The 24,612-nt window shown below is 66.0% G+C and carries 21 protein-coding genes; 7 read left to right on the forward strand and 14 right to left on the reverse strand.

The genetic code is table 11. The features are described 5' to 3' along the window. Both Q4543_RS07535 and Q4543_RS07540 read right to left on the reverse strand, forming a co-directional pair. Positions 1 to 609 carry an enoyl-CoA hydratase/isomerase family protein gene (locus tag Q4543_RS07535; RefSeq protein WP_303437202.1) on the reverse strand — a complete coding sequence of 203 codons (609 nt, stop codon included), beginning with the start codon at positions 607 to 609 and terminating at the stop codon, positions 1 to 3. Next, entirely contained in the window at positions 606 to 1,355 is a 750-nt protein-coding gene (locus Q4543_RS07540; RefSeq protein WP_303437203.1) for an SDR family oxidoreductase, read from the reverse strand. The genes Q4543_RS07535 and Q4543_RS07540 overlap by 4 nt, the downstream gene beginning before the upstream one ends. 128 nt (positions 1,356 to 1,483) lie before the next feature. Between Q4543_RS07540 and Q4543_RS07545 the strand changes: the two genes are divergently transcribed. Beyond that, entirely contained in the window at positions 1,484 to 3,013 is a 1,530-nt protein-coding gene (locus Q4543_RS07545) for a DUF2125 domain-containing protein (protein WP_303437204.1), read from the forward strand. 3 nt (positions 3,014 to 3,016) lie between these two features. On the opposite strand, the gene Q4543_RS07550 is transcribed toward Q4543_RS07545, so the two are convergent. After that, the gene (locus Q4543_RS07550; RefSeq protein WP_303437205.1) at positions 3,017 to 3,772 is read right to left on the reverse strand and encodes an SDR family NAD(P)-dependent oxidoreductase; all 756 of its coding nucleotides are present in this window, start codon (positions 3,770 to 3,772) and stop codon (positions 3,017 to 3,019) included. Positions 3,773 to 3,999: 227 nt separating this feature from the next. Next, positions 4,000 to 5,253: a UbiH/UbiF/VisC/COQ6 family ubiquinone biosynthesis hydroxylase gene (locus Q4543_RS07555; protein WP_303437206.1), complete on the reverse strand. Its 1,254-nt coding sequence runs from the start codon at positions 5,251 to 5,253 to the stop codon at positions 4,000 to 4,002. Between the two features lie 47 nt (positions 5,254 to 5,300). On the opposite strand from Q4543_RS07555, the gene Q4543_RS07560 reads away from it, so the two are divergent. The 3 genes from Q4543_RS07560 to Q4543_RS07570 all read left to right on the forward strand — a co-directional run bounded on the left by Q4543_RS07560 (position 5,301) and on the right by Q4543_RS07570 (position 11,680). Continuing rightward, complete coding sequence (locus Q4543_RS07560; RefSeq protein ID WP_303437208.1) at positions 5,301 to 6,650, forward strand: amidase; 1,350 nt, start codon at positions 5,301 to 5,303, stop codon at positions 6,648 to 6,650. 238 nt (positions 6,651 to 6,888) lie between these two features. After that, on the forward strand, positions 6,889 to 8,067 hold the full coding sequence (locus tag Q4543_RS07565) for an aminotransferase class I/II-fold pyridoxal phosphate-dependent enzyme (RefSeq protein ID WP_303437209.1): 1,179 nt from the start codon (positions 6,889 to 6,891) through the stop codon (positions 8,065 to 8,067). A 67-nt stretch (positions 8,068 to 8,134) separates the two neighbouring features. Further along, the gene (locus Q4543_RS07570) at positions 8,135 to 11,680 is read left to right on the forward strand and encodes a DNA translocase FtsK (RefSeq protein WP_303437210.1); all 3,546 of its coding nucleotides are present in this window, start codon (positions 8,135 to 8,137) and stop codon (positions 11,678 to 11,680) included. 66 nt (positions 11,681 to 11,746) lie between these two features. Here the strand turns inward: Q4543_RS07570 and ald are convergent, their stop codons facing one another. Then, entirely contained in the window at positions 11,747 to 12,859 is a 1,113-nt protein-coding gene (ald, locus tag Q4543_RS07575) for an alanine dehydrogenase (protein WP_303437212.1), read from the reverse strand. Positions 12,860 to 12,988: 129 nt separating this feature from the next. Here ald and Q4543_RS07580 point away from each other — a divergent pair, with 129 nt between their 5' ends. Continuing rightward, complete coding sequence (locus tag Q4543_RS07580) at positions 12,989 to 13,447, forward strand: Lrp/AsnC family transcriptional regulator (protein WP_216005063.1); 459 nt, start codon at positions 12,989 to 12,991, stop codon at positions 13,445 to 13,447. 70 nt (positions 13,448 to 13,517) lie between these two features. After that, complete coding sequence (locus Q4543_RS07585; protein WP_303437214.1) at positions 13,518 to 15,098, forward strand: GMC family oxidoreductase; 1,581 nt, start codon at positions 13,518 to 13,520, stop codon at positions 15,096 to 15,098. Positions 15,099 to 15,276: 178 nt separating this feature from the next. Here the strand turns inward: Q4543_RS07585 and ccoS are convergent, their stop codons facing one another. From ccoS to Q4543_RS07610, 5 genes are all read right to left on the reverse strand, one after another. Further along, complete coding sequence (gene ccoS, locus Q4543_RS07590) at positions 15,277 to 15,438, reverse strand: cbb3-type cytochrome oxidase assembly protein CcoS (protein ID WP_216005061.1); 162 nt, start codon at positions 15,436 to 15,438, stop codon at positions 15,277 to 15,279. Between the two features lie 17 nt (positions 15,439 to 15,455). Further along, on the reverse strand, positions 15,456 to 17,636 hold the full coding sequence (locus Q4543_RS07595; RefSeq protein WP_303437217.1) for a heavy metal translocating P-type ATPase: 2,181 nt from the start codon (positions 17,634 to 17,636) through the stop codon (positions 15,456 to 15,458). Between the two features lie 6 nt (positions 17,637 to 17,642). Beyond that, a complete protein-coding gene (locus Q4543_RS07600; RefSeq protein WP_303437219.1) occupies positions 17,643 to 18,101 on the reverse strand; it encodes a FixH family protein in 459 nt (152 codons plus the stop codon). Continuing rightward, on the reverse strand, positions 18,101 to 19,534 hold the full coding sequence (ccoG, locus tag Q4543_RS07605; protein ID WP_303437221.1) for a cytochrome c oxidase accessory protein CcoG: 1,434 nt from the start codon (positions 19,532 to 19,534) through the stop codon (positions 18,101 to 18,103). The genes Q4543_RS07600 and ccoG overlap by 1 nt, the downstream gene beginning before the upstream one ends. A gap of 83 nt (positions 19,535 to 19,617) precedes the next feature. Continuing rightward, positions 19,618 to 20,502 (reverse strand): LysR family transcriptional regulator, encoded by an 885-nt coding sequence (locus Q4543_RS07610; RefSeq protein ID WP_303437222.1) that lies wholly within the window; start codon positions 20,500 to 20,502, stop codon positions 19,618 to 19,620. Positions 20,503 to 20,600: 98 nt separating this feature from the next. Between Q4543_RS07610 and Q4543_RS07615 the strand changes: the two genes are divergently transcribed. Next, positions 20,601 to 20,735 carry a hypothetical protein gene (locus Q4543_RS07615; protein WP_303437224.1) on the forward strand — a complete coding sequence of 45 codons (135 nt, stop codon included), beginning with the start codon at positions 20,601 to 20,603 and terminating at the stop codon, positions 20,733 to 20,735. 227 nt (positions 20,736 to 20,962) lie between these two features. Here the strand turns inward: Q4543_RS07615 and ccoP are convergent, their stop codons facing one another. The 4 genes from ccoP to ccoN are packed head-to-tail and all read right to left on the reverse strand — an operon-like array spanning position 20,963 to position 24,415. After that, complete coding sequence (ccoP, locus tag Q4543_RS07620; protein WP_303437225.1) at positions 20,963 to 21,850, reverse strand: cytochrome-c oxidase, cbb3-type subunit III; 888 nt, start codon at positions 21,848 to 21,850, stop codon at positions 20,963 to 20,965. Beyond that, entirely contained in the window at positions 21,847 to 22,050 is a 204-nt protein-coding gene (locus Q4543_RS07625; protein WP_216005055.1) for a cbb3-type cytochrome c oxidase subunit 3, read from the reverse strand. Before Q4543_RS07625 ends, ccoP begins: the two co-directional genes overlap by 4 nt. An 8-nt stretch (positions 22,051 to 22,058) precedes the next feature. After that, positions 22,059 to 22,787 carry a cytochrome-c oxidase, cbb3-type subunit II gene (gene ccoO, locus Q4543_RS07630; RefSeq protein WP_216005054.1) on the reverse strand — a complete coding sequence of 243 codons (729 nt, stop codon included), beginning with the start codon at positions 22,785 to 22,787 and terminating at the stop codon, positions 22,059 to 22,061. Between the two features lie 14 nt (positions 22,788 to 22,801). Beyond that, the gene (gene ccoN / locus Q4543_RS07635; protein ID WP_303437227.1) at positions 22,802 to 24,415 is read right to left on the reverse strand and encodes a cytochrome-c oxidase, cbb3-type subunit I; all 1,614 of its coding nucleotides are present in this window, start codon (positions 24,413 to 24,415) and stop codon (positions 22,802 to 22,804) included. Positions 24,416 to 24,612: the final 197 nt, after the last annotated feature.

Below are 24,612 nucleotides of genomic sequence, written 5' to 3' on the forward strand. Positions count from 1 at the left end.
TCAGCGGATCATCGCCTTGATCGCAGCGGCATGGGCCGGGCTTGCGTCCAGCGTGTCGGCGCAAAGCGCCCGCGCCTCGACCAGCAGCGTATCGGGCGGGGCGAGGCGGTCGATCAGGCCCCAAAGCTGCGCCTCTTCGACGGGGATCTTCTGCCCCGCCATCAGGATCATTTTCGCGCGCGCCGGGCCGATCAGCGCCGTCAGCCGCACCGGATCGGAGGGCTGCGGCAAAAAGCCCAGCTTCATCACCGGGTAGAACAGCTTGGCCCCCGGCGCCGCGAGGCGCAGATCGCAGGCCAGCACCATCCCCAGCGCGCCGCCAGCCGCCGTGCCGTTGAGCGCCGCCACCGTCAGCCCCGGCAGACGCGCGATTGCTCCGGACAGCCGCTCCCACAGCGGCGAGGTTGCAAGCCCGGCGCGCGCGGCCTCAAGGTCGGCCCCGGCGGAAAACACCTTTCCCGCGCCGGTGAGGATCAGCGCCTGCGCCTCGTGCGCGGATTCGGCGATCTCGCACAGCTGTTCGAGCATCTGCGGCGTCAGCGAATTGGCCTTGTCCTGCCGGTCGATGGTCACGATCCACAGACCGGCATCTTTTTCCAGAGAGATCACGCCACGCCGACCTTGCTGCGGATGTCCGGATCGCGCAGCGAGACCTCGTCGCCGCACCAACCGTCTGCCTCGGGCGAACACATCCAGACCAGCGCCTCGGCCACCCATTCGGGCGGAATATGGTCGGACCAGTCAAGCTGGCTGACCGGGTTGATGCCGCTGGCCTTGATGGCCTTTTGCATCTGGGTCGCCACGGTGCCCGGCGACAGAGATATCGCCCGAATGCCGCTTTGGCTGTATTCCTCATGCGCGGCGCGGGTCAGCATCAGCGCGGCGGCCTTGCTGGAGCAATAGGCCGACCACCCCGATAGCGGGCGATGCGCCGCCCCTGATCCGATGGTCAGGATGCTGCCGCCCCCCGCCGCCAGCATCACCGGAAGCGCCGCGCGGATGCCGTGGAACACCCCCTTGGTGTTGATGTCCAGCGCCGCGCCCCAGGCGTCGGGGTCGGCCTCGGCCAGCGGCGCGATGGGGTCGATCACCCCGGCGTTGTTGACCAGCACATCCAGCGAGCCAAAGGCGGTGAGGCAGTTTTGCACCGCCTGCTCGACCTCCCAGTAGCGCGACACCTCGCAGGGGATCGCCGCGGCGTCAGGGCCGATTTCTCCGGCGATTTCGGCGATGGCGTCCTTGCTGCGCGCCACAAGGGCGACCTTGGCCCCGGCTGCGGCAAAGCGGCGGGCAGCGGCGGCGCCGATGCCGCGGCTTGCCCCGGTGATCATCACTGTCTTGCCTGTCAGATCCACGTGAACCCCCCTTTGTCTGCGACTCGCTTCTTGGTAATGGCTGGCCCTGCGACGGTCCACCCTCTTGACCCGAGGGAGCCGCGCGCCAACGTTAGTTACAGGTAGACGCAGAGCGGGAGAGGGTGATCATGCTCGTATCAAAACAGGGGCTCGCGGTTGCGGCGATGGCGCTTTGCCTGGGCCATCCGGCGCTGGCCGAGGTATCGCCCGAACAGGTCTGGCAGGAGCTCGAGGCCTATGTCACCGACATGGGTTACGATCTGCGCGCCAGCCAAAGCCATGCCGGGGGCGCGCTGCGTCTGTCGGATGTGGCGATACACATGCCCTTTCCCGAGGGCGACGGCGAGATGACCGCCCAGATCGGCGAGATGCTGCTGACGCCTGCGGGCGGGGCGGTCAAGGTGGCACTGCCCGCGCGTTTTCCGATCACGCTGACCGCGACGCCGAAGCCCGAGGAAGATATCGAGGCCGTCGACATGACCATCGAGGTCTCGCTCGATGCCCCCGAGATGACGGTGTCGGGCGATCCGGGCGACACCACGTGGGACTATGCTTTCGAGCGCATTGGCATGGCGCTGAGCGAGCTGATCGTCGATGACGCGACGGTAGGTCGCGATGCCGCCCGCGCTCAGGCTTCTGCCGGGCCAGTCAGCGGCACCAGCCGCATGGCGCTGGCCGACGGCTTGCGCAAGATCGACCAGAAGGTCAGCTTTGGCGATCTGACATGGGATCTGCTTGGCAACGATCCCGACAGCGCGAATGGCGGCACCCTTGCTGGGGCGCTGACCGGGCTGCGCTCGCAAACCCGCGCCAACCTGCCGCAGGGCGACGCACAGAACATGTCGGCGCTGCTCGGCGATGGGTTCGACGTGGCGGCGACGCTGAACTGGGACAGCAGCCAGACCGCCTTTGCCGTGACCGAGACCGGGAGCGAGACCACGGGCAGCACCCGCAGCGGGGTTGGTGCAGTCGAGGTGGCGATGGGGCCGCAGGGGCTGCGCTACGACCTGCAAAGCGCGGACATGTCGATCGAACTGTCGCCGCCGGGAATGCCCTTCCCGTTGTCTGCGGCGATGCAGAGTTTCGAGATGAAGCTGGCAGGCCCGGTTGGCCCGGCCGAAGCCCCGCAGGACATCGCCATCGGCCTGACGCTGGGCGAGCTGACCCTCTCAGAGATGATCTGGGCGATGATCGATCCGCAGGCAGTGCTGCCGCGCGATCCGGCGACGCTGGCGCTGGACATCACCGGCAAGGTCACGCCCTACATGGAGATGTTCGACCCGGCGAAGCTGGCTGAGCTGGACAGCGGCAACGTCAAACCCGGAGAGCTGAACGCGCTGACCCTGAACGGCCTGACGCTGGAGGCGGCGGGGGCAAGGCTGAGCGGCACCGGCGCGTTTACCTTCGACAACGACGATCTTGAAAGCTTCGATGGCTTTCCCGCGCCCGAAGGCACGCTCGATCTGGCCCTGAGCGGGGCGAACGGGCTGCTCGACAAGCTGATGGCGCTGGGGCTGGTCGATGAGACACAGGCGATGGGCACGCGGATGATGCTGGGAATGTTCGCCGTCCCCGGCAATGCCGAGGACAGCCTGACCTCGACCATCGAGATCAATGGCCGCGGGCAGATCCTTGCCAACGGCCAGCGCATCAAGTGACCCTCAGGCCTGACGCAGCGCCGGAAGCCCGACGCCGGTGGAGTCAAACCCGCCATCCACCGCCAGCACCTGCCCGGTAATATAGGATGCCTTGTCCGAGGCGAGAAAGACGATCGCCTCGGCCAGCTCGCGTTCCGAGCCGTAACGGTTCAGCGGCAACGCATCGTGATAGGCTGCGATGATCTCGGGGCTGTGCACGGCCATGGCAAGCTTGGTGCGCACCGGGCCGGGGGCCACGCAATTGACGCGCACGCCATGCTCGCCAAATTCGGCGGCGTATTGCTTGGTCAGCTGGATCACGGCGGCCTTCGACGTGCCATAGGCCACCCGCAGCGTGGATGCCCGAAGCCCACTGATCGAGGCGATGTTGACGATGCTGCCCCGGCTTTGCTTCAGCGCGGGCGTCGCGGCCTGACTGCACAGGAACACGCCGTCGAGGTTGGTCGCCATGACACGGCGCCACGCGGTAAAATCACAATCGGCGATGGGGCCGAATTCGGCCACGCCGGCATTGTTCACCAGCGAATCGATGTGCCCGGCCCAGTCGAGGGTTTTGGCGATGATGGCGTCGACCTGTTCGGGAATCGACACGTCGAGCGGTAGCGCCAGCATGTCGGGCCGCTCGGCGGCGGCCTGCGCCAGTTCGCTCTGATCCCGGTCAACCAGCGCAACCTTCCAGCCGTTTTCGGCAAACAGATCCGCCGTGGCCAGCCCGATCCCGCGGGCCGCCCCCGTGACAATGGCGCATTTCGAAGTCATGTCCGTCTCCTCCCGTCGTGACAGTCGGGCAGGTTGTGGCACGGACGGCGCGACAGGGAAAGATCAGCCTGCATCTGTGAGGGCAGAGGGGGGCCAGCCCCCCGCCTTCGGCTCCCCCCGGAGTTTATCCTGCAAGATGAAGATGGGGCGCGGCGCCTCGGCTTCATCTTGCCGGTTAAACTCCCGCCGGAGGCAGGCGCAGGATCGCGGCCGGGCGGCGCGCTTGGTCAGTGGCGCATCAGTTCGGGCAGATCTCCGGTGATCCCGGCGGCTTCGCGCATGAAATTCCGGCGCAGGCCGGGCAGGGCGTTTACCGCTGCCATGCCAAGATCCCTGCCCAAGCGCAGAAGGGGATTGTCGTTCGAAAAAAGGCGGTTGAACAGGTCGGTCGCTCCGGCCAGAGATGCGGTGTCAAAACGTCGCCATTGCTGATAGCGCTCCAGAACCAGTGGCGCGGCGATGTCTTCGCCGCGGGCTTTGGCTTGTGTCAGCACGTCGGCCAGTGCGGCGACATCGCGCAGCCCGGCGTTCAGCCCTTGGCCCGCGATGGGGTGCATGCCGTGCGCTGCGTCGCCGACCAGTGCGAGGCGCTCGGCGACAAATGCATTCGCCAAGGTCAGGCCGAGCGGGTAAGTGAACCGCTGGCCCGCGAGTGAAATCTCGCCAAGGAAATCGCCGAAGCGGGGGCGCAGCACCTTCAGGTAGTCTTCGTCGGGCAGTGCGTGGATGGCGCGGGCGCGCTGATCGCTTTCGCTCCAGACGATGGAGCTGCGGTTGCCCGGAAGCGGCAAGATCGCCAGCGGCCCCGCCGGCATGAAGAACTGGTGCGCCACGCCGCCATGGGGTCGCTCGTGTGCGATGGCGCAGACCAGCGCGGTTTGCCCATAGCGCCAGCCAGTGCGCCTGATGCCAGCGCGAGCCGCAGTGCCGCTTTGCCGCCCGTCGGCGCCGATCAGCAGTCTGGCGCTCAGCGTCTTGCCGTTGTCGAGCGTTACCGTCACGCTGTCCTGCGTCATCTGTTGGGCGATCACTGTCGAGCTGGCGCGATGTGCCGCCAGCGGCGCGGCGTCCATCGCCTCTAGCAGGGCGCGGCGCAGGTGGCGATCTTCGAGCATCTGGCCCATCGGGCCTTCCTCGATCTCGGCGCTGTCGAAATGCAGGCCGAGGAAGACCTTTGCCTCGCCCACCCGCCCGTCGGTGACCTTGATCTCGCGCATGGCTTGCGCGTTGGGCTCCAGCGTCTCCCACAGACCGAGTCTGGCCAGCATCCGCACCGAAGACAGCGCCAGCGCATAGCTGCGCCCGTCGAAATCGCCGGCCTGTCGCGCCGCCTCGGGCAGCGCATCGACGACGATGCTGGAAAGTCCCGCCCTGGCGCAGGCAAGCGCAAGCGCGGGGCCATTCAGCCCGCCGCCCACGATGAGGATGTCGCAATCATGTTCCATGACGGCAAATATGCGCCCCGCGGCGGGATTGTCCATGCGCTGCTCTGCCGCTACCAATGCCGCGAAGACAGGAAAGGGCGACGATGAGCGACGTGACGGAAATGAGCGCAACCGCGCTGGGGCAGGGGATCGAACGGGGAGACATAGACCCGGTGGCGCTGACGCAGGCGTTCCTCGACAAGATCGCGGCGCATCCGATGGCGAATCGCATCTACGCCCGCGTCACGCCGGACCGGGCCCTCGCCGAGGCCGCCGCCGCCAAGGCGCGCGCCGACGCCGGGCAGCGCCGCTCGCCGCTCGACGGGGTGCCGGTCAGCTGGAAAGACCTCTTCGATACTGCCGGCATCGCCACAGAGGCCGGCTCGAAGCTGCTCGAGGGGCGCGTGCCGGACGCCGATGCCCCGGTGCTGCGCACGGCCACCGCGATGGGGCTGGTCTGCCTTGGCAAGACGCATATGTCGGAACTGGCCTTTTCGGGGCTGGGGCTGAACCCGATGACGGCAACCTCGCCTTGCATCAACGATCACGCTGCCGTGGCCGGAGGCTCATCCTCGGGCGCGGCCGCCTCCGTGGCCTTCGGGCTGGCCGCCGCTGCCATCGGGTCCGACACCGGCGGATCGGTGCGCATCCCGTCGTGCTGGAACGGCCTTGTCGGGCTCAAGACCACCTCGGGGCGGATCTCGCTCGACGGCGCCGTGCCGCTGGCGGCGGGCTTCGATACCGTCGGCCCGCTGTGCCAAAGCGTCGATGACGCCGCGCAGGTATTCGCCGCGCTCGAAGGCCGCGCCGCCCCCGATCTGCAAGGTGCCAGCCTCAAGGGCCGCCGCTTCGCCCGCCTCACCACCATCGTGCTCGACGATCTGCGCCCCGAACCGGCCCGCGCCTACGCCGAGGCGCTGGACAGGCTCGCCGCCGCCGGGGCCGAGATCGTCGATCTCGGCGTGCCGGAAATCGCCATCCCGATGGCCGACGCGGGCATCCTGTTCACCACCGAAGCCTGGGCGACCTGGGGCGAGGCCATCGACGCCAATCCCGACGCGATGTTCGCACCGATCCGCGAGCGGTTCGAGGCCGGGCGCAACACAAGCGGCGCCGATTACATCCGCGCGAAAAACCGCATGGCCGCCGCGCGCCAAGCCTATGCAAAGGCGAGCGCAGGCTTTGACGCGGTGCTCTGCCCGACGGCGCCGATCCTGCCGCCCAACGCCGAGAAACTGCTCGAAGGCGGCAGCTACTACGTCACCGAAAACCTGCTCGCCCTGCGCAACACCCGAGTCGGCAATGTCATGGGCCTGTGCGCGTTGACCCTGCCCACCGGCGTGCCGTCCTGCGGGCTGACGCTGATGGCAGCGCCAAATACCGAAGACCGGCTTTTGCGTCTGGGCAAGGCCGCCGAAGAGGCGCTGCGCCAGCCCCTTCATCTTGCCCAATAAACTCCGGGGGGGGCGTAGCGCGGGGGCTGGCCCCCCTGCGGCCTCCCGGCAACACCATGGTGCGGGGACGGCGCGCGGCATTTTTCAAAGGCCCTGCGACTTTCCCGCCACATCCCCCACCCAACCCCTGATGGTGCTGGACGAAACGCCCCCCCATCCCGTATCGTGCCGGGCAAGAGGGGCGGAAAACGACCCCCTGAATAACAGCAGTACGTCAGGCAGCCCGAGGCAGAGCCCAATGTTTCCAGAGCGGTTTTCGAACCTGCCGCCCTATGCGTTTCCGCGCCTGCGGGCGCTTCTCGACGCACACGCGCCGGGCGGCGATGTCACGCATATGTCAATCGGCGAACCCAAACATGCCTTCCCGGCATGGGTGGGCGATGTGTTGGCCGCGCATGTCGCTGAATTCGCGAAATATCCGCCCAACGACGGCACGCCCGAACTGCAGGCGGCGATCACCGACTGGATCGACCGGCGCTATGGCGTGCGGCTCGACACCGCGCAGGTCATGCCGCTGAACGGCACCCGCGAGGGGCTCTACAACGCTGGTATGGCGCTGTGCCCGGAATCCAAGGGCGGCCAGCGCCCCGCCGTGCTGATGCCCAACCCGTTCTATCAGGTTTACGCGATCTCGGCGGCGTCGGTGGCGGCGGAGCCGGTCTTCGTCAACGCGACCCGCGAAACCGGCCATCTGCCGGATTACGAAAGCCTGCCGACCGAGATCCTGAACCGCACCGCGCTGTGCTACATCTGCTCGCCGGCCAATCCGCAGGGCGCGGTGGCGGACGAAGCCTATTGGAAGCGCCTGATCGCGCTGGCCGAACGGCATGATTTCCAGATCCTCGCCGATGAATGCTACTCCGAGCTTTACCGCGACACCCCGCCCCCCGGCGCGTTGCAGGTGGCGCAGGCGATGGGCGCCGATCCCGAGCGGGTGGTGATCTTTCACTCGCTCAGCAAGCGCTCGAACCTGCCGGGGCTGCGCTCGGGTTTTGTCGCGGGCGGGCCGGAAACCATGAAACGCATCCGTCTGCTGCGCGCCTATGCCGGCACGCCTTTGCCGCTGCCGATCCAGCGGGTCAGCGAAAAGGTCTGGGCAGATGAAGAGCACGTCATCGAGAACCGCGCGCTGTACCGGCGCAAGTTCGACATGGCCGACCGCATCTTCGGCAATGTGCCGGGATACGCGCCGCCGCAGGCCGGGTTCTTTTTGTGGCTGCCGGTGGAGGATGGCGAACAGGCGACGCTGAAACTGTGGCAAGAGACTGGCGTGCGGGTTCTGCCCGGCGCCTACCTGTCACGTGATACTGATCAAGGAAACCCTGGGAAGGGATATATCAGGGTGGCTCTCGTGGCACCCGAAGCACAGACCGAAAAGGGACTCATGGCAATCCGTGACTGTCTCTATGGCCCATAAGAAAAAAACGACGAGGCAAGCGATGGCATATCAGGCACGGGGGAGGGACCCCCTCTTCGACAGGAACATGCAGGCCGCGATCGAGCGGCGGGGCAAGGAACTGGCGGGCCTTGGCCTGGTGATCCTCGGGCTGATGGCCGCCGCGACCATCGGCAGCTACACGCCCGAAGACCCGAGCTGGCTGTCGGCCACCGATGCGCCGGTGCAGAACTGGATGGGCCGGATCGGTGCCTCCATCGCGGCGCCGCTGTTCATGATCGTCGGGCAGGGCGCGTGGGGGCTTGCGCTGGTTCTGCTGGTCTGGGGAGTGCGCCTCGCCCTTCATGCTGGTGAAGATCGCGCTTTTTCGCGCATCGTCTTTGCACCGATCTGGATCGCGCTGTCCGCCGTCTATGCCGCCGGTCAGACCGTGGGGCCGGAATGGACCCACAGCTTTGGCCTTGGCGGGCTGTTCGGCGACATGATGATGGGCACCATTCTGGGCGTGTTGCCGATCGGGGCAGGGCTGGGTCTCAAGCTGGTGATGATCGTGCTGGCGGTGGGGCTGCTGGCGCTGGGGGCCTTTGTGCTTGGCTTCACCCGCGAAGAGCTGAAAGCCATCGCGCGCTTTCTCTTGCTGGGCATGGTCATGGCCTATGCCTCGGTGCTGCAGCTGCTGGGCCGCGGGGCTGGTGCCTCGCTCGCCGCCGCGCGCCAGTTGCAGGCGGCGCAGGCCGATCGCCGTGATCGCCGCCGCGCCGAAGAGGCCGAGGCTGCCGCATGGGCCGCCGCGCAGGAAGCCATCCCGGCGCCGCCGCGCGCTGTGCCCGCTGCCGCAGCGGCGCAAACCCGCGTGCACCGCGTTGCTGCCGAGCCTGTCGGTGTCGGCCATCCCGAAGCCGCTCCGCGTCGCCCAGTGCCACAAGCTGCGCCCCAGCCTGTGCCTCAGCCCATGTCTGCACAGGCGCCCGCGCCGCAGCCGACGCTTGTTGCGCCGCGCCGTGCAGCCCCGGCGCCGCAGCCAGAGCTTGACGAGCCGCCGGTGATCGACGCGCAGGATCCCGCCCCGTGGCAGGATCTGCCCGAGCCGAAAAAGCCCGGCCTGCTGGCCCGCGTCATCAAGCATATCGAACCTAGCCCCGAACCCGATCCTCAGGATGATTTCGACACCGAAGCCTGGGGCGAGGAAGAATTCGACATGGGCGACGAGCGCATCCGCAGCAAGATCGCCGATGTGATCCGCAACCGCCGCAACGGCCCGCGCCCCGCGCCGAGCTTTGTCGCCGACCCCAGCAAGCCGCTGACCAAGGGGCGCGGCGTACGCCCGGCGCCGCTGATCATCCAGACCGGCCCGAAGCTGCGCCGCGAGCCGCCGATCACCGCCGCCCACACCCCGCCGACGCTACCGCCCGAACCGCCGGTGACAGCGCCCAAGCGGTCCGCCGCGATGATGGCCGCGCCCGCCACCGTGCGGGCCGCCGTGCCGCGCGCTCCGGCGGCGATCCCTCCGGCGCCGGACCTTCCCGCCGCCCGCGCCGTGCCGCCGGCACCGCGCGCCGAGCCGGAAGCCTTCCGCCCCCTGCCGGAAACCGAACTGCCGGAGGATGATTTCGCCGACGTCTATGACGAGCCGTGGGTCCAGGAGCCGCCGGTTGCCGCCGCGCCCGCCGCGCCCGTCGCCCGGCCGCGCGCCCGCCAGCGCCCTGCCGATGATCTGGGTTATGATGAATTCACCCCGACCGAACATGTTCCCGCCCGCTACACCGCCGCGCGCGCGGCGCAGGATGAGTACGACGACCTGCGCGATTTCGACGATTACGGCGAGGATGACGCAGAGACCGGCGAAGACGGGTCCGGCGTCAATATCTTCCGCGAGAACGACGACGACACCCCGCGCGCATGGGACGACACGGACGAGGATGACGCCAGCTTCAACCCCGAGGATTACGCCCCGCCGCCCATCCTGCGCGGTGGCGTGGAACCCTCCGAGCGCATGACGACCCCGGTTGCCGAACCCAAAAAGCTCGTGCAGCCCGACATCCGCAAGCCGATCCAGCCGTCCCGACGCGCCCAGGCGGAATCGCAATCCGCGCTTGGCCCGCAGGATCAGGACAGCGGCTACGAGCTGCCGCCGCTCAGCCTGCTTGGCAGCCCCGATGCGATCGAGCGTCACCACCTGTCGGACGAGGCGCTGGAAGAAAACGCCCGGATGCTGGAAACGGTGCTCGACGATTATGGCGTCAAGGGCGAGATCGTCTCGGTCCGCCCCGGCCCGGTGGTCACCATGTATGAGCTCGAACCGGCGCCGGGCCTCAAGGCCAGCCGGGTGATCGGCCTGTCCGATGACATCGCGCGCAGCATGTCGGCGCTGTCGGCCCGCGTGTCGACCGTTCCGGGGCGCAGCGTCATCGGCATCGAACTGCCCAATGAAAACCGCGAGATGGTGTCTTTCCGCGAGATCCTGTCGAGCCGGGATTACGGCGATGGCAACCAGAAGCTGCCGCTGGCACTGGGCAAGGATATTGGCGGCGACGCCATGGTCGCCAACCTTGCGAAAATGCCCCACCTGCTGATCGCGGGCACCACCGGTTCGGGTAAATCCGTCGCGATCAACACCATGATCCTGTCGCTGCTCTACAAGCTGACGCCGGACGATCTGCGCCTTGTGATGATCGACCCCAAGATGCTGGAACTGTCGGTCTATGACGGCATTCCGCACCTGCTCTCGCCGGTTGTGACCGACCCGAAAAAGGCGGTCGTTGCGCTGAAATGGGTCGTGGGCGAGATGGAAGACCGCTACCGCAAGATGTCCAAGATGGGCGTGCGCAACATCGATGGGTACAATGGCCGCGTCGCCGAAGCCCTGAAAAAGGGCGAGATGTTCAGCCGCACCGTTCAGACCGGCTTTGACGACGATACCGGCGAGCCGGTGTTCGAGACCGAGGAAATCGAGCCCAAGAAAATGCCCTATATCGTCGTCATCGTCGACGAGATGGCCGACCTGATGATGGTCGCGGGCAAGGAAATCGAAGCCTGCATCCAGCGCCTTGCGCAGATGGCGCGGGCCTCTGGCATTCACCTGATCATGGCGACGCAGCGCCCCTCGGTCGATGTCATCACCGGCACGATCAAGGCGAACTTCCCGACCCGGATCTCGTTTCAGGTCACGTCGAAGATCGACAGCCGCACCATTCTGGGCGAGATGGGCGCCGAGCAGCTGCTGGGCATGGGCGATATGCTGTACATGGCGGGCGGCGCCAAGATCACCCGCTGCCACGGCCCGTTCGTATCGGATGAAGAGGTTGAAGAGGTGGTCAACCATCTCAAGGCCTTCGGTCCGCCGGAATATGTCGGCGGCGTGGTGCAGGGCCCGGATGACGAAAAGGCCGACAACATCGACGCGGTGCTGGGGCTGAACACCGGCGGCAACACCGGCGGCGAGGATGCGCTGTACGATCAGGCGGTGGCGATCGTCATCAAGGACCGCAAGTGCTCGACCTCCTACATCCAGCGCAAGCTGGGCATCGGCTATAACAAGGCCGCGCGTCTGGTCGAGCAGATGGAAGACGAACAGGTGGTCTCGCCCGCCAACCACGTCGGCAAGCGCGAAATTCTGGTGCCCGAACAGGCCTGATCTGTGATCACAAGGAAAAAGGCCCCTCCCCTGCTGCGGGGAGGGGCCTTTTTCATGGCTGCAAACTCATAGAACCGAGGCGGGCGTCACGGCATCGCGCCCCAGCGCCGCGCCCACGGCAAGGTTGGTCAGCGTGCCCGCGTGCACGTTCAGACCTTCGGCCAGATGCGGATCATCCTTGCAGGCTTGCCGCCAGCCCTTGCCCGCCAGCGCCAGCACGAAGGGCAGCGTCGCGTTGCCCAAGGCAATCGTCGAGGTGCGCGGCACCGCGCCGGGCATGTTGGCAACGCAGTAATGCCGGATGCCGTCCACCTCGTAGACCGGATCGTCATGGGTGGTCGCCTTCGAGGTTTCGAAACAGCCGCCCTGATCAATGGCCACGTCCACCAGTACGGACCCCGGCTTCATGTCGGCCAGCATTGCGCGGCTGATCAGCTTGGGAGCGGCGGCCCCGGGGATCAGCACCGCGCCGATCACCATATCCGCCTCGCACAGCAATTCGGCCAGCGCACCGGCGGTGGAATAGCGATTGCGGAAGCTGCCAGAGAACACGTCATCGAGATAGCGCAGCCGGGGCAGGGACCGGTCCAGAACCGTGACATCGGCCCCCATGCCGCCAGCGATCCGCGCCGCATGGGTGCCAACCACGCCGCCGCCCAGCACCAGCACCTTGGCCGGGCCGACGCCCGGAACACCGCCCATCAGCACGCCGCGCCCGCCATTGGCCTTTTGCAAGGCCCATGCGCCCATCTGCGGCGCAAGACGCCCCGCCACCTCGGACATCGGCGCCAGCAGCGGTAGCCCGCCGCCTGGCGCAGTAACCGTCTCGTAGGCGATGCAGGTCGCGCCCGAGGCCAGCAGATCGTCGGTCTGCGCCGGATCGGGCGCAAGATGCAGATAGGTGAACAGCAGCTGGCCCTCGCGCAGCATGGCGCGCTCGCCAGCTTGCGGCTCCTTGACCTTGACGATCAACTCGGCGTCGGCGAACAGCTCTGCCGCGGTGTCGACGATCTGCGCGCCTTGTGCGGTGTAATCGGCATCGGCAAAGCCCGCGCCATCGCCCGCGCTGGCCTCGATCAGCACCTCATGGCCCGCCGTCACCGCGTCGCGCACCGCATATGGCGTCAGCCCGACCCGGTATTCCTGCGGCTTGATTTCCTTCGGACATCCGATCTTCATGATAAATCCTCCTCTTCCCCCGTCATCTTGCGCGCCTTGGCTTGCAATTTCCGCGCAGATTTGATGCGTAGCGCAACAGGTTCTTCGCAGGGCCTTCGAAAAAATTCGCATCCGACGAAAGAATCCGCCATGGAGCTTGATGACATCGACCGCCGCATCCTGCGGGTGCTGCAAAAACAGGGGCGGATCTCGAACGCCGATCTGTCCGAGCAGGTCAACCTGTCGGCCTCGGCCTGCCACCGCCGCGTGCAGCGGCTGGAAAGCGATGGCTTCATCCGCGATTATGTCGCCCTGCTGAACGCGCGCAAGATGAACGTGCCGACCACGGTGTTCGTGGAAATCACCCTCAGCGCGCAGGCGGACGAGGTGCTCGACGCCTTCGAAAAGGCGGTGGCGCGCATTCCCGATGTGCTGGAATGTCACCTGATGGCGGGGTCGGCGGATTACATTCTCAAGGTCGTCGCCGAGGATACCGAGGATTTCGCCCGCATCCACCGCCAGCACCTGACGCGCCTGCCGGGGGTGGCACAGATGCAATCGAGCTTTGCGCTCAAGACCGTGTTCAAGACCACTGCGCTGCCGGTCTGAGCGCGCCAAGGTTGCGTCCCTTGATTGCCTGACCTAAGAATTGTCCGACATTTGAGGGGGAGGGGCGCCAATGTCTTGGGACCACGTCATCATCGGCGCGGGCAGTGCGGGTTGCGTTCTGGCCAAGCGGCTGTCCGAGGCGGGCCGCCGGGTGCTGCTGCTCGAGGCGGGCGGGCGCGACAGCTATCACTGGATCCACATCCCGATGGGGTATCTTTACTGCATCGACAATCCGCGCACCGACTGGTGCTACCGCACCGCGCCCGATCCGGGGCTGAACGGGCGGGCGCTGATCTATCCGCGCGGCAAGGTGCTGGGAGGGAGCAGCTCGATCAACGGCATGCTCTATGTGCGGGGGCAGGCGGCGGATTACGACGGCTGGCGGCAGATGGGACTGACAGGCTGGGGTTGGGACGACGTGCTGCCGTATTTCCGCAAATCCGAGGATTTCGTCGAAGGGCAAAGCGAATTTCACGGCGCGGGCGGCGAATGGCGGGTGGAAAACCAGCGCCTGCACTGGCCGGTGCTCGACGATTGGATGGAGGCCGCCGCGCAGGCCGGTATCCCCAAGGTCGCCGACTTCAACACTGGCGACAACGAAGGCGTCAGCTATTTCCGCGTCAACCAGCGCGGCGGTTGGCGGATGAACACCGCCAAGGCGTTTCTGCGCACCAGCAAGGCCGACACCCTGCATGTCGAAACCGGCGCCCATGTGCTGGGCCTGATCTTCGAGGGCCGCAAGGTCGTGGGCGTGCGCTACGAGCAGGGCGGCACCACGCATGAGGCTCGCTGCGGCAACGACGTGATCCTGTCGGCGGGCGCGGTGAACTCGCCGCAGATCCTGCAATTGTCGGGCATCGGTCCCGGCGCGTTGCTGCGCGAGCACGGCATCGAGGTCATGCACGACGCCCCCGGCGTTGGCGAGAACCTGCAGGACCACCTGCAACTGCGCTGCGCATGGCGGCTGAGCGGCGCGAGAACGCTCAACCAGCTGGCCAATTCTTTGATGGGCAAACTGGCAATCGGGCTGGAATACGTGGCGCGGCGCTCCGGCCCGATGTCGATGGCGCCCTCGCAGCTCGGCGCCTTCGCAAAATCCCGCGAAGGGCTCGCCACCGCCGATGTCGAATTCCACGTGCAGCCGTTGTCGCTCGACGCCTTTGGCTCGCCGCTGCACAGCTACCCGGCCATCACCGCCAGCGTCTGCAACCTGCGCCCTGAAAGCCGCGGCAGCATCCGCATCGCCTCCAGCGATCCCCGTGCGGCCCCGGTGATCGCACCCAATTACCTCTCGACAGATGCCGACCGCCGCACCGCCATCGACAGCATCAAGCTCTCGCGCCGCGTCATGGCGCAAGGCGCGATGTCGAAATACACCCCCGAAGAGATCAAGCCGGGCCCGGCCTACCAGAGCGACAAAGACCTCGCCCGCGCCGCCGCAGATATTGGCACCACCATCTTCCACCCCGTCGGCACGGTGCGCATGGGGAGCGACACCGCCGCCCCGCTGGACGCGGAATGCCGCGTCAACGGCATCGCAGGGCTGCGGGTTGTCGATGCGTCGATCATGCCGCGCATCGTCAGCGGCAACACCAATTCCCCGACGATCATGATTGCCGAAAAGGCCGCCGACATGATCCTGCGCGCCTGACAAGCAGGAACAAGGCTGCGATGCCAGACGTCTCCGGACCAAGAAAAGCCGGGCGCCGCGCCGCGTCTTCATCTTGCCAAATAAACTCCGGGGGGCCCGAAGGGCGGGGGCAGCGCCCCCTCCGGGCCATCCGCCGCGCGAACCGCCAGTTCCTCAGTCAGACCGCAGCGCGCCGGGATCAGTCCTGCTTGGGCGCGTCATCATACTGGCCCGACAGGATACGCGCGGCGTTGCCCTCGGGGTCGTCATATTGCCGGGTGCGTACGGTGATGACAAAGAACACGAGCCCTGCGCCGCCCAGAAACAGCGAAATCGGGATGAGATACAGCAGGATGGTCATGACCGGTCCTTCCGGGGTTACTTCAGTCTCAGCGCGTTCAGCGACACGGTAATCGACGAGGCCGACATCGCCAAGGCCGCGATCAGGGGCGAGCACAATCCCGCGATCGCCAAGGGCACGGCGATGACATTGTACCATGTGGCGATAGCGAAATTCTGCCGGATGCGCCGGGTGGCGCGGGTTGCGGTGGCCAGCGCCTCCGGGATCGGGGCCAGCGTGGTGCCAAGCAGCACGATGTCCGATGCGACCCGCGCCGCATCCAGCGCCGAGGCGGGCGAGATCGACACATGCGCCGAGGCCAGCGCCGCCGTATCGTTCAGCCCATCCCCGACCATCAGCACCTTCGCGCCTGCGTCCGACAGGGCCTTGACCCGTGCGGCCTTGTCCTGCGGCAGGGCCTCGCCGCTCCACTGCGGGATGGCAAGGCGCAGGGCCATCGCTTCGACCGCCGCTGCCGTGTCGCCCGACAACAGGATCACCTGCTTGCCGCTGGCGATCAGCTCGCGGATTGCCGTTTCGGCCCCGTCGCGCAGGGTGTCGGCAAAGGTGAACATCTGCGCTGGCCCGTCGCCAACCCGCAACCATGCCGAAGTCAGCGCAGATTGCCCCCCACCAACCCAGGCCGAGCGGCCCAGCCGTACCCTCTGCCCCTGCCACATCCCTTGCGTGCCATGCCCCGGCACTTCGCACAGATCGCTCAGCGCCGCGGGCGTGACGCCCTGCGCTCGCAGCGCGGCACTCAACGACAGCGACAAGGGGTGCGAGGATCCCTCGGCCAGCGCCAGCGCGATCTGCAGATCGCGCGCAGAGAAATCGCTCAGGTTGGTCGCCTCGGGTGTTCCCGTAGTCAGCGTGCCGGTCTTGTCAAAGATCACCGTATCGACCTCGGCCAGCCGTTCCAGCGCGGTGCCGTCCTTGATCAGCAGGCCCTGCCTGAACAACCGTCCCGACGCGGCCGTGGTCACCGCAGGCACCGCAAGACCCAGCGCGCAGGGGCAGGTAATGATGAGAACCGCCGCCGCGATGTTCAGCGCCACGCGGAAATCCTGCGCCCAGAGCAACCAGCCGACAAAGGCCAGCGCGGACAGGATATGCACCCCCGGCGCATAGAGCTTCGCCGCCTTGTCGGCGAGCGGCGTGTAATTGGCCCGCCCCGATTCCGCCACCGCGACCAGATCCGCCATGCGGTGCAGCGAGGTTTCCCGCCCGACCGCCGTGGCACGCACCACCAGCGGCCCGGTCAGATTGACCTCGCCGGCGCTGACCTGCGTGCCCGGCGCGGCAAACACCGGCAGCGTCTCGCCGGTCAGCAGGGATCGGTCCAGTTCGGACTGGCCTTCAGTGATCTCTCCGTCCACCGGCATCCGTCCGCCGGGGCGTACCCGCAGCAGATCGCCCACCGCCAGATCGGCGACGGAAACCTGTTCTTCGCCATCCGCCGTCAGCCGCCACGCGCGCGGCACCTCGAGCGCGGCCAGCTCTTCGGCGGCAGAGCGGGCGATCGAGCGGGTGCGATGGTCAAGATAACGCCCGGTCAGCAGAAAGAAGGTCAGCGCGATCGCCGCGTCGAAATAGGCGTGCTCGCCCGACAGCGAGGTTTCCCAGAGCGAGGTCACCACCGCCAGCAGGATCGCCAGCGAGATCGGCACATCCATGTTCAGCCGCCCGGCCTTTAGCGCGCCCCAGGCGCTGCGAAAGAACACCTGCCCGGAAAAGGCGATGGTCGGAAGGGTGATCGCCGCCGAAATCCAGTGGAACATGTCGCGCGTCGGCCCGTCCGCACCGGACCAGACCGAGACCGACAGCAGCATGACATTCATCATGGCAAAGCCCGCCACCGCCAGCCGCATCAGCAAATCGCGCCCGGCCTTGTCGGTCTGCGTGGCGGACAGGGCACTGGCATCCAGCTCATGCGCCTCATAGCCTGCGGCGGTGACCACCGGGATCAGCTCTTCGGCGCTCAGCCCGGCGTCGGCGTCGATGGCAACGCGTTTCAGGGTCAGGTTGACGCGGGCAGAGCGCACACCGGGATGCGCTGTCAGCGCCTCTTCGACGCCGCGCATGCAGTTGGCGCAATGGATGGTGGGCAGTGACAGCACCACGCTGGCCTTTGTCGCAACCTCGGCCAGCGCGGCGGCGGTAGGGGCGGCAGAGCAGGCAGGGCAGGCCGAGACCGGCGGGCGCATGGCGGTGGTCATGGCGGCTTACCGGACGCGCAGCGACAGGCGTTGCTGGAACTGGGTGCCGTCAAAGGCCTCGGCGCTCAGCCAGACGTTCCAGTAACCGGGGGCCAGCGGGTCGCTGGCGCTATAGGCGCGCCCGTCAAAGGTGAACTCGGGCGTGCGGTCATCCTTGGCGCTGGTGGTGCGCCCGACCTTGGCGCTCAGCGTTTTTGGCTGCACGGGGTAGCCCTTGGCATCGGTGATGGCGAGCACGATCTGCCCGTCTGCCGCAGTTGCCTCGACCGTCCAGCCAAGCGCCTCTTGTGCGGAGCGGCGGGCGTCGAAGGTCTGGCTGGCAACGTAGGAGTTGGCGACCTCGAGGCCGGGGAAGGTGGCGACGGCGTTCCACGCCAGCGCAAGGTTCACCCCGATGATCACGCCAAAGGCCCCGACGAAGATCGCCAGAACATGCCAGCCGTTCAGTCTGAAGTCGCGTGCCATCAATTGTCCCGTCCGTTGAAGACCGTTTCCTTGGTCGCCATGTCGCCTGTGGTGGTGTCTTCGAGCCGCAACACGAATTCTGTACGCTCGTTCTGCGCCTCGGGCGTGCCGCGGGCGGCGGTCACATAGACGCGTTGAAGATACGTCTCGTTGGCGCGCACGTCCACGGTGGTGTCATCCTCGCCCTCAAGCGTGATTGTCAGCGCCGGAGCATCATCGATCGACAGCGCAAACAGGCGATCCTCGCCGTGCTTGTTGCGCAGGCGCACATCGTAGGTGTTGCGGATCGATCCGTCGGACAGCATCACGAAGGTCGGGTTGCGCACCGGGGCCACGGTCATCTCGACCGGCGGGCGCAGCACAAGCGCGACGACAAGTCCGACGCCCACCAGCGTCCAGAGCGCAGTGTACAAAAGGACGCGCGGGCGAAACACATGGGTCCATACCGGGCGCGGCGCGTTGCCGGCGCGCTCGCGGGTTTCATCCGACAGCGCGAGATAATCGATCAGCCCGCGCGGCTTGCCGATCTTTGCCATCACGTCGTCGCAGGCATCGATGCACAGCGCGCAGGTGATGCAGGCCATCTGCTGCCCGTCGCGAATGTCGATCCCCGTCGGGCAAACGTTGACGCAGGCGCGGCAGTCGATGCAATCGCCAAGGGTCTCGGCGCCCTCCGCCTTGCGGTGCTTGCCGCGCGGCTCGCCGCGCCAGTCACGGTAGCCGACGGTCAGGGTGTCTTCGTCCATCATCGCGGCCTGAATGCGCGGCCACGGGCAGGCGTAGATGCAGATCTGTTCGCGGGCAAAGCCGCCAAAGGCAAAGGTGGTGGCGGTCAGCACGAAGATGGTGGTCCACGCAACAGGATGGGCCTGCAGCGTCAGCAGATCCCGCAGCAGCGTCGGCGCATCGGTGAAATAGAACACCCAGGCCCCGCCCGTCGCCATGGCGATCAGAAACCACGCCACCCATTTGGTCACCCGCAGCCGGGCCTTGCGCAGATCCCATTGCTTTTGCCGGTGCAGGCGCAGGCGGGCGTTGCGGTCGCCCTCGATCCAGCGTTCCACGAGGATGAACAGGTCGGTCCAGACCGTCTGCGGGCAGGCATAGCCGCACCACACCCGCCCGAGCGCCGAGGTGAACAGGAACAGCCCCAGCCCGGCCATCACCAGCAGCCCGGCGACGAAATAGAATTCATGCGGCCAGATTTCGATCCAGAAGAAGAAAAAGCGCCGGTTCGCCATGTCTAGCAGCACCGCTTGATCGGGCAGCGCCGGGCCACGGTCCCAGCGGATCCATGGGGTGATGTAATAAATCCCCAGCATCACCGCCAGCAGCGCCCATTTCAGGTTGCGGAACGGGCCGCTGACCCGGCGCGGAAAGATTGGCTCGCGCGATTCATAAAGGGAGGGGGCAGAAGGAGGGGTATCGGCCACGGGGATTCGCCTTCGCGTCGGTTGCCTGTTTGCGGGCGGTTCTGGACCGGACGCGCGCGGCAGGCTTTGACATGCATCAATTACTATATCGGCGATGAAGCTTTTGCCGCCTCCCGGCGCAGCCACGATACGAAGTGTCGCAGGGGCGCGCGCAGGATGCCGGGGCGGGTGACCATCCAATAGCCCTTTTGCCGCGCGTCCTGAAACAGCAGGCGCAGACGCCCGGCCACAAGATCCTGTTCAACGAACAGCCGTGCGGTGATGGCGATGCCCTGACCTTGACGGGCGGCCTCGATCATCAGGTTGCCCGGCAGGCCGGTCATGCCATGGGCGGTGTCCGGGGTCACGCCGTATTCTGCTAGCCAGTCGGTCGCCTCGGAGGTGCCCAGTTCCTGAAGCCATGGATAGGCGCGCAGCTCGGCCGGATCGGTGATCGGGCGTGGCACCAGCGCCGGGGCGGCCACCACCACGATGGGCGACAGGAACAGGCGTTCGGCCTCCAGCCCCGGCCAGTTGCCATTACCATAGCGGATCGCCACGTCCAGCCCGCCGGGCTGGAGGCTGCGCAGCTGCGACGAGGGGTCGATGGCAAGGCTGAGCGAGGGATGCCGTTCCCGAAATCCGGGCAGGCGCGGCATCAGCCATGTTGCGGCAAACCCCGGCGTGGCCGAGATTTCCAGCGCCCGCCCGGCATCGCGCCCGGTCATCTCGGCCAGCGTGCGAGCGATGCCGCCAAACCCGTCGAGCAGTGCTTCGGCAAGGCGCTCTCCGTCAGGTGTCAGCGTCATGCGGCGGCCATGCCGGTCGAGCAGCGCAAGGCCAAGATGGGTTTCAAGATTGCGGATCTGCTGGCTGATCGCGGCGTGGCTGACATTGAGCGCATTGCCGGCCTGTTCGACCGAGCGGTGCTCAGCATAGGCGGCAAAGGCACGCAGCGCGGAAAGCGGTGGGATCGCGGTCCAGTCCATGTCAGCTCAGCTTACATCATGTCAGGCTTCCTGACTGGCCTGAATCGGCGGATCAGTCAATATGAATGGCATGGATGTGCCAGACAGGAGAAAAGACGATGCTTGGAATTTTCGCCAGAACTTTCATGACCGCCAGCCGCACCGAGCAGCAGGCAGATCGTTGGCGCCCGGTGCTGCGGGCCGAGGCCGAAGCCCGGCTGGAGCGTTTTCGCAAGGACGAGAGGCTGCGGTAACCTCCCGTGGTCCGGGCCGATTTGTGCAAAAAGATGTGCCAAGGGCCAGAGTTTTGCGCAATCTGCCTTGATTGATGCGCGACCACCGCCATACTCAGAAAACACCTCATGTGACCGGTGTGCGAGCCGGGCACGAAAAACGCCGGTGCCCCTGAAAACGCGCGAACAGGAGGGGGCGCCGGCGTTTGCCTTCAGACCCGAAGGCCTGAAGGTGTCTTTTTTGGGGGTTACTCGGCCGCTTCGCCGCCCCCCAGACCGTGGACATAGGTTGTCACGGCGCGGATTTCGGCGTCGGACAACTGGGCGCCGCCCATCGGGGGCATGACGCCGAAGCGGGCGTTCACCACGGTCTCGTGGATGCTGGCGTAGTCGCCGCCGTACAGCCAGATCGCATCGGTCAGGTTGGGCGCGCCCTGAAAGCGGTCGCCCGCGCCGTCTTCGCCGTGGCAGGACGCGCAGTTGATGTCGAACACCTCGGCGCCAGCGGCCACCAGATCGGGCGCGGGCGGGGTTTCGCCTGACAGCGTCATGACGAAATTTGCCACCTGCGCGATTTCCTCTTTCGGCAGCAGATCGTCGCGGCCAAAGGCGGGCATCTCGGAATAGCGCGCATCGAGGTCCTGTTCGTTGCGGATGCCGTGCGTGACGGTGTAGTGGATGTCTTCCATCGTGCCGCCCCAGAGCCAGTCATCATCGAGCAGGTTGGGATAGCCGACGTTGCCCGCCGCGCCCGAGCCATGGCACTGCGCGCACCATGTGCGGAACACCGCCGCGCCGGCGTTCTGGGCATAGGTGTTCAGCTCGGGGTTTGCCGCGATATCCTCGAGATCGACAGAGGCCAGCTGGGCGTTGATCGGTGCCAGTTCGTTGGCGTGATCGACGATGGCCTGCTCCACGTCGCCGCGCGTCGACCAGCCGAGGATGCCCGCGGTGGCCGATTTCACGCCGGGCCATGCCGGGTACATGATGCTGTACCCGATGCCCCAGACGATGCAGGCGTAGAAGATCATCAGCCACCATCTGGGAAGCGGCTTGTTGTACTCCTCGATGCCGTCCCACGAGTGGCCGGTGGTTTCGTAGTCGTGGTCCTGGTCGTTTTTCTTGTGGTCACTCATTTGTCGTGTCCCTCGGTCTCGTCCGCCGGCGGCGCCGGTTTGTCCTCGTTGCGGAACACCACCGTGGCCGCGTCCTGATGCGCCTTGCGGCTGCCGGGGCGCAGGGCCCAGACGATCACGCCGACAAAAAAGACGAACATCGCCAGCAGGCCCCAGCTGTCCGCAAAATGGCGCAGGGCGTTATAGGTTTCGTGTCCCATATTGCCCCCTAGCGGCTTGCGTCCGGCTCGAAGGTCGAGAAATCGACCAGCGTGCCGAGCATCTGAAGATAGGCGATCAGCGCGTCGAGTTCCGAGATCCCCGGCTGGCTGTCGAAGTTGCGCACGTTGGTTGCCTCGCCGTAGCGCTCGAGCAGGCCGTCGTAGTCACGGTCGGGGTTGGATTGGGCAAGGAAATCCTGATACCCGGCCTCGATCATCTCGTCGGTGTAGGGCACGCCGACAAAGCGATGGGTGCTCATCAGATCCTGAATGTGCTCGCCGTCGATCAGCGTCGCCTCGAGGAAACCGTATTTCGGCATCACCGATTCCGGCACCACCGATTGCGGGTCACGCAGGTGATCGACATGCCAGTTGTCGGAATAGCGCCCCCCGACGCGGGCCAGATCCGGCCCGGTGCGCTTGGACCCCCATTGGAACGGATGGTCATACTGCGATTCCGCCGCGAGGCTGTAATGGCCGTAGCGTTCGACCTCGTCGCGCATCGGGCGGATCATCTGGCTGTGGCAGACGTAGCAGCCCTCGCGGATGTAGATGTCGCGCCCAGCCAGTTCCAGCGGCGTGTAGGGGCGCATGCCTTCGACATCCTCGATGGTGTTTTCGAGGTAGAACAGCGGCACGATCTGCACCAGCCCGCCAATGGTCACCACGAGGAAGGCAAAGATCGCCAGCAGCGTGACGTTCTTTTCAAGCACGCCGTGTTTTTCGAGAATTCCCATGATCCTGGCTCTCCTTATTCGGCCGGGTTCGCATGAGCCGCGGCGGCGGTGGCTTCGACAGCCGGTGCCTTTTTCACGGTCATCCAGAGGTTGTAGCACATGATCAACCCACCCGCGACGTAGAGCAGGCCGCCAATGGCACGTACGACATACATCGGGAACTTGGCGGACACGGTGTCGGCAAAGCTGTTGACGAGGAAGCCGTTGGCGTCGACTTCGCGCCACATCAGGCCTTCCATGATGCCGGTCACCCACATCGAGGCGGCGTACAGAACGATGCCGATGGTGGCGAGCCAGAAGTGCCAGCTGACGAGGCTGAGGCTATAGAGCCGCTCGCGGTTCCACAGGCGCGGCGTCAGGAAATACAGCGCGCCAAAGGTGATCATGCCGTTCCAGCCAAGCGCGCCAGAATGCACGTGGCCGATGGTCCAGTCGGTGTAATGGCTCAGCGAGTTGACGGCGCGGATCGACATCATCGGGCCCTCGAAGGTCGACATGCCGTAAAAGCCGATCGAGATCACCAGCATCCGCATGATCGGATCGGTGCGCAGCTTGTCCCATGCGCCGCTCAGCGTCATCAAACCGTTGATCATCCCGCCCCAGGACGGCATCCACAGCACGATCGAGAACACCATGCCAAGGGTCGAGGCCCAGTCGGGCAGGGCGGTGTAATGCAAATGGTGCGGACCGGCCCAGATGTAGATGAAGATCAGCGCCCAGAAGTGCACGATCGACAGCTTGTAGCTGAACACCGGGCGCTCGGCCTGCTTGGGCACGAAGTAATACATCATGCCAAGGAACCCGGCGGTCAGGAAGAAGCCCACGGCGTTGTGGCCGTACCACCATTGCGTCATGGCATCCTGCACGCCGCTGAACACCTGCACCGATTTGCTGCCCCAGATCGACACCGGGATCGACAGGTTGTTGAACACGTGCAGCATGGCGACGGTGATGATGAAGGACAGGTAGAACCAGTTGGCCACGTAGATATGCGGCTCGCGGCGCTTGACGATGGTGCCGACAAAGACCGCAAGGTAGCATAGCCAGACCACGGTCAGCCACAGATCGATGTACCATTCCGGCTCGGCGTATTCCTTGGACTGGGTGCCGCCAAGGATATAGCCGGTGGCCGCCAGTACGATGAACAGGTTGTAGCCCCAAAACACGAACCACGCGAGATTACCGCCCCAGAGCCGCGCGGCGCTGGTGCGCTGGACAACGTAGAAGGACGTACAGATCAGCGCGTTGCCCCCAAAGGCGAAGATCACCGCCGAGGTGTGCAGCGGGCGCAGCCGCCCAAAGTTCAGGTAGCCGTTGGCCCAGTCGAAATTCAGCGCCGGAAAGGCAAGCTGGCTGGCGATGAACGTCCCGGCAAGAAAGCCGACAACGCCCCAGAAGGCGGTGGCGATCACACCGGCGCGGATCACGTCATCCATGTAAGAGGTCTGCAGCACCGCGGCTGGCACCGGTTCGTCGGTGCTGCGCAGGGTCCACAGGAACATCCCTGCCGCCACCAGAAAAATCAGGATGGCGTGAACCTGGTAAGCCAGATCGCGTGCGTAATTGGAGGCGATCAGCGCGAAAATCGCGATCATCCCCAGCACGATCAGCTTGAAGTAATTGATCATTTTTCGTCCCTTCGTCTCTCTCGCACGATTCGGCGCCGCGCGAGCGGTTTTAGGCTTACCGCTTAATGGGCATTCCTCCGTCACCTATCCTTGATCTGTATCAAGGCTTTTCTGCCCAAGCATTGCGCATGGTCAAAGTGCGTCCCATTTTTCGGACGTAGCATCCGCTGACAGACATATGCCGAGGAGAGCATGGC

Origin of the sequence: Salipiger sp. 1_MG-2023 (assembly GCF_030547555.1) — a bacterium.
GTDB lineage: Bacteria > Pseudomonadota > Alphaproteobacteria > Rhodobacterales > Rhodobacteraceae > Salipiger.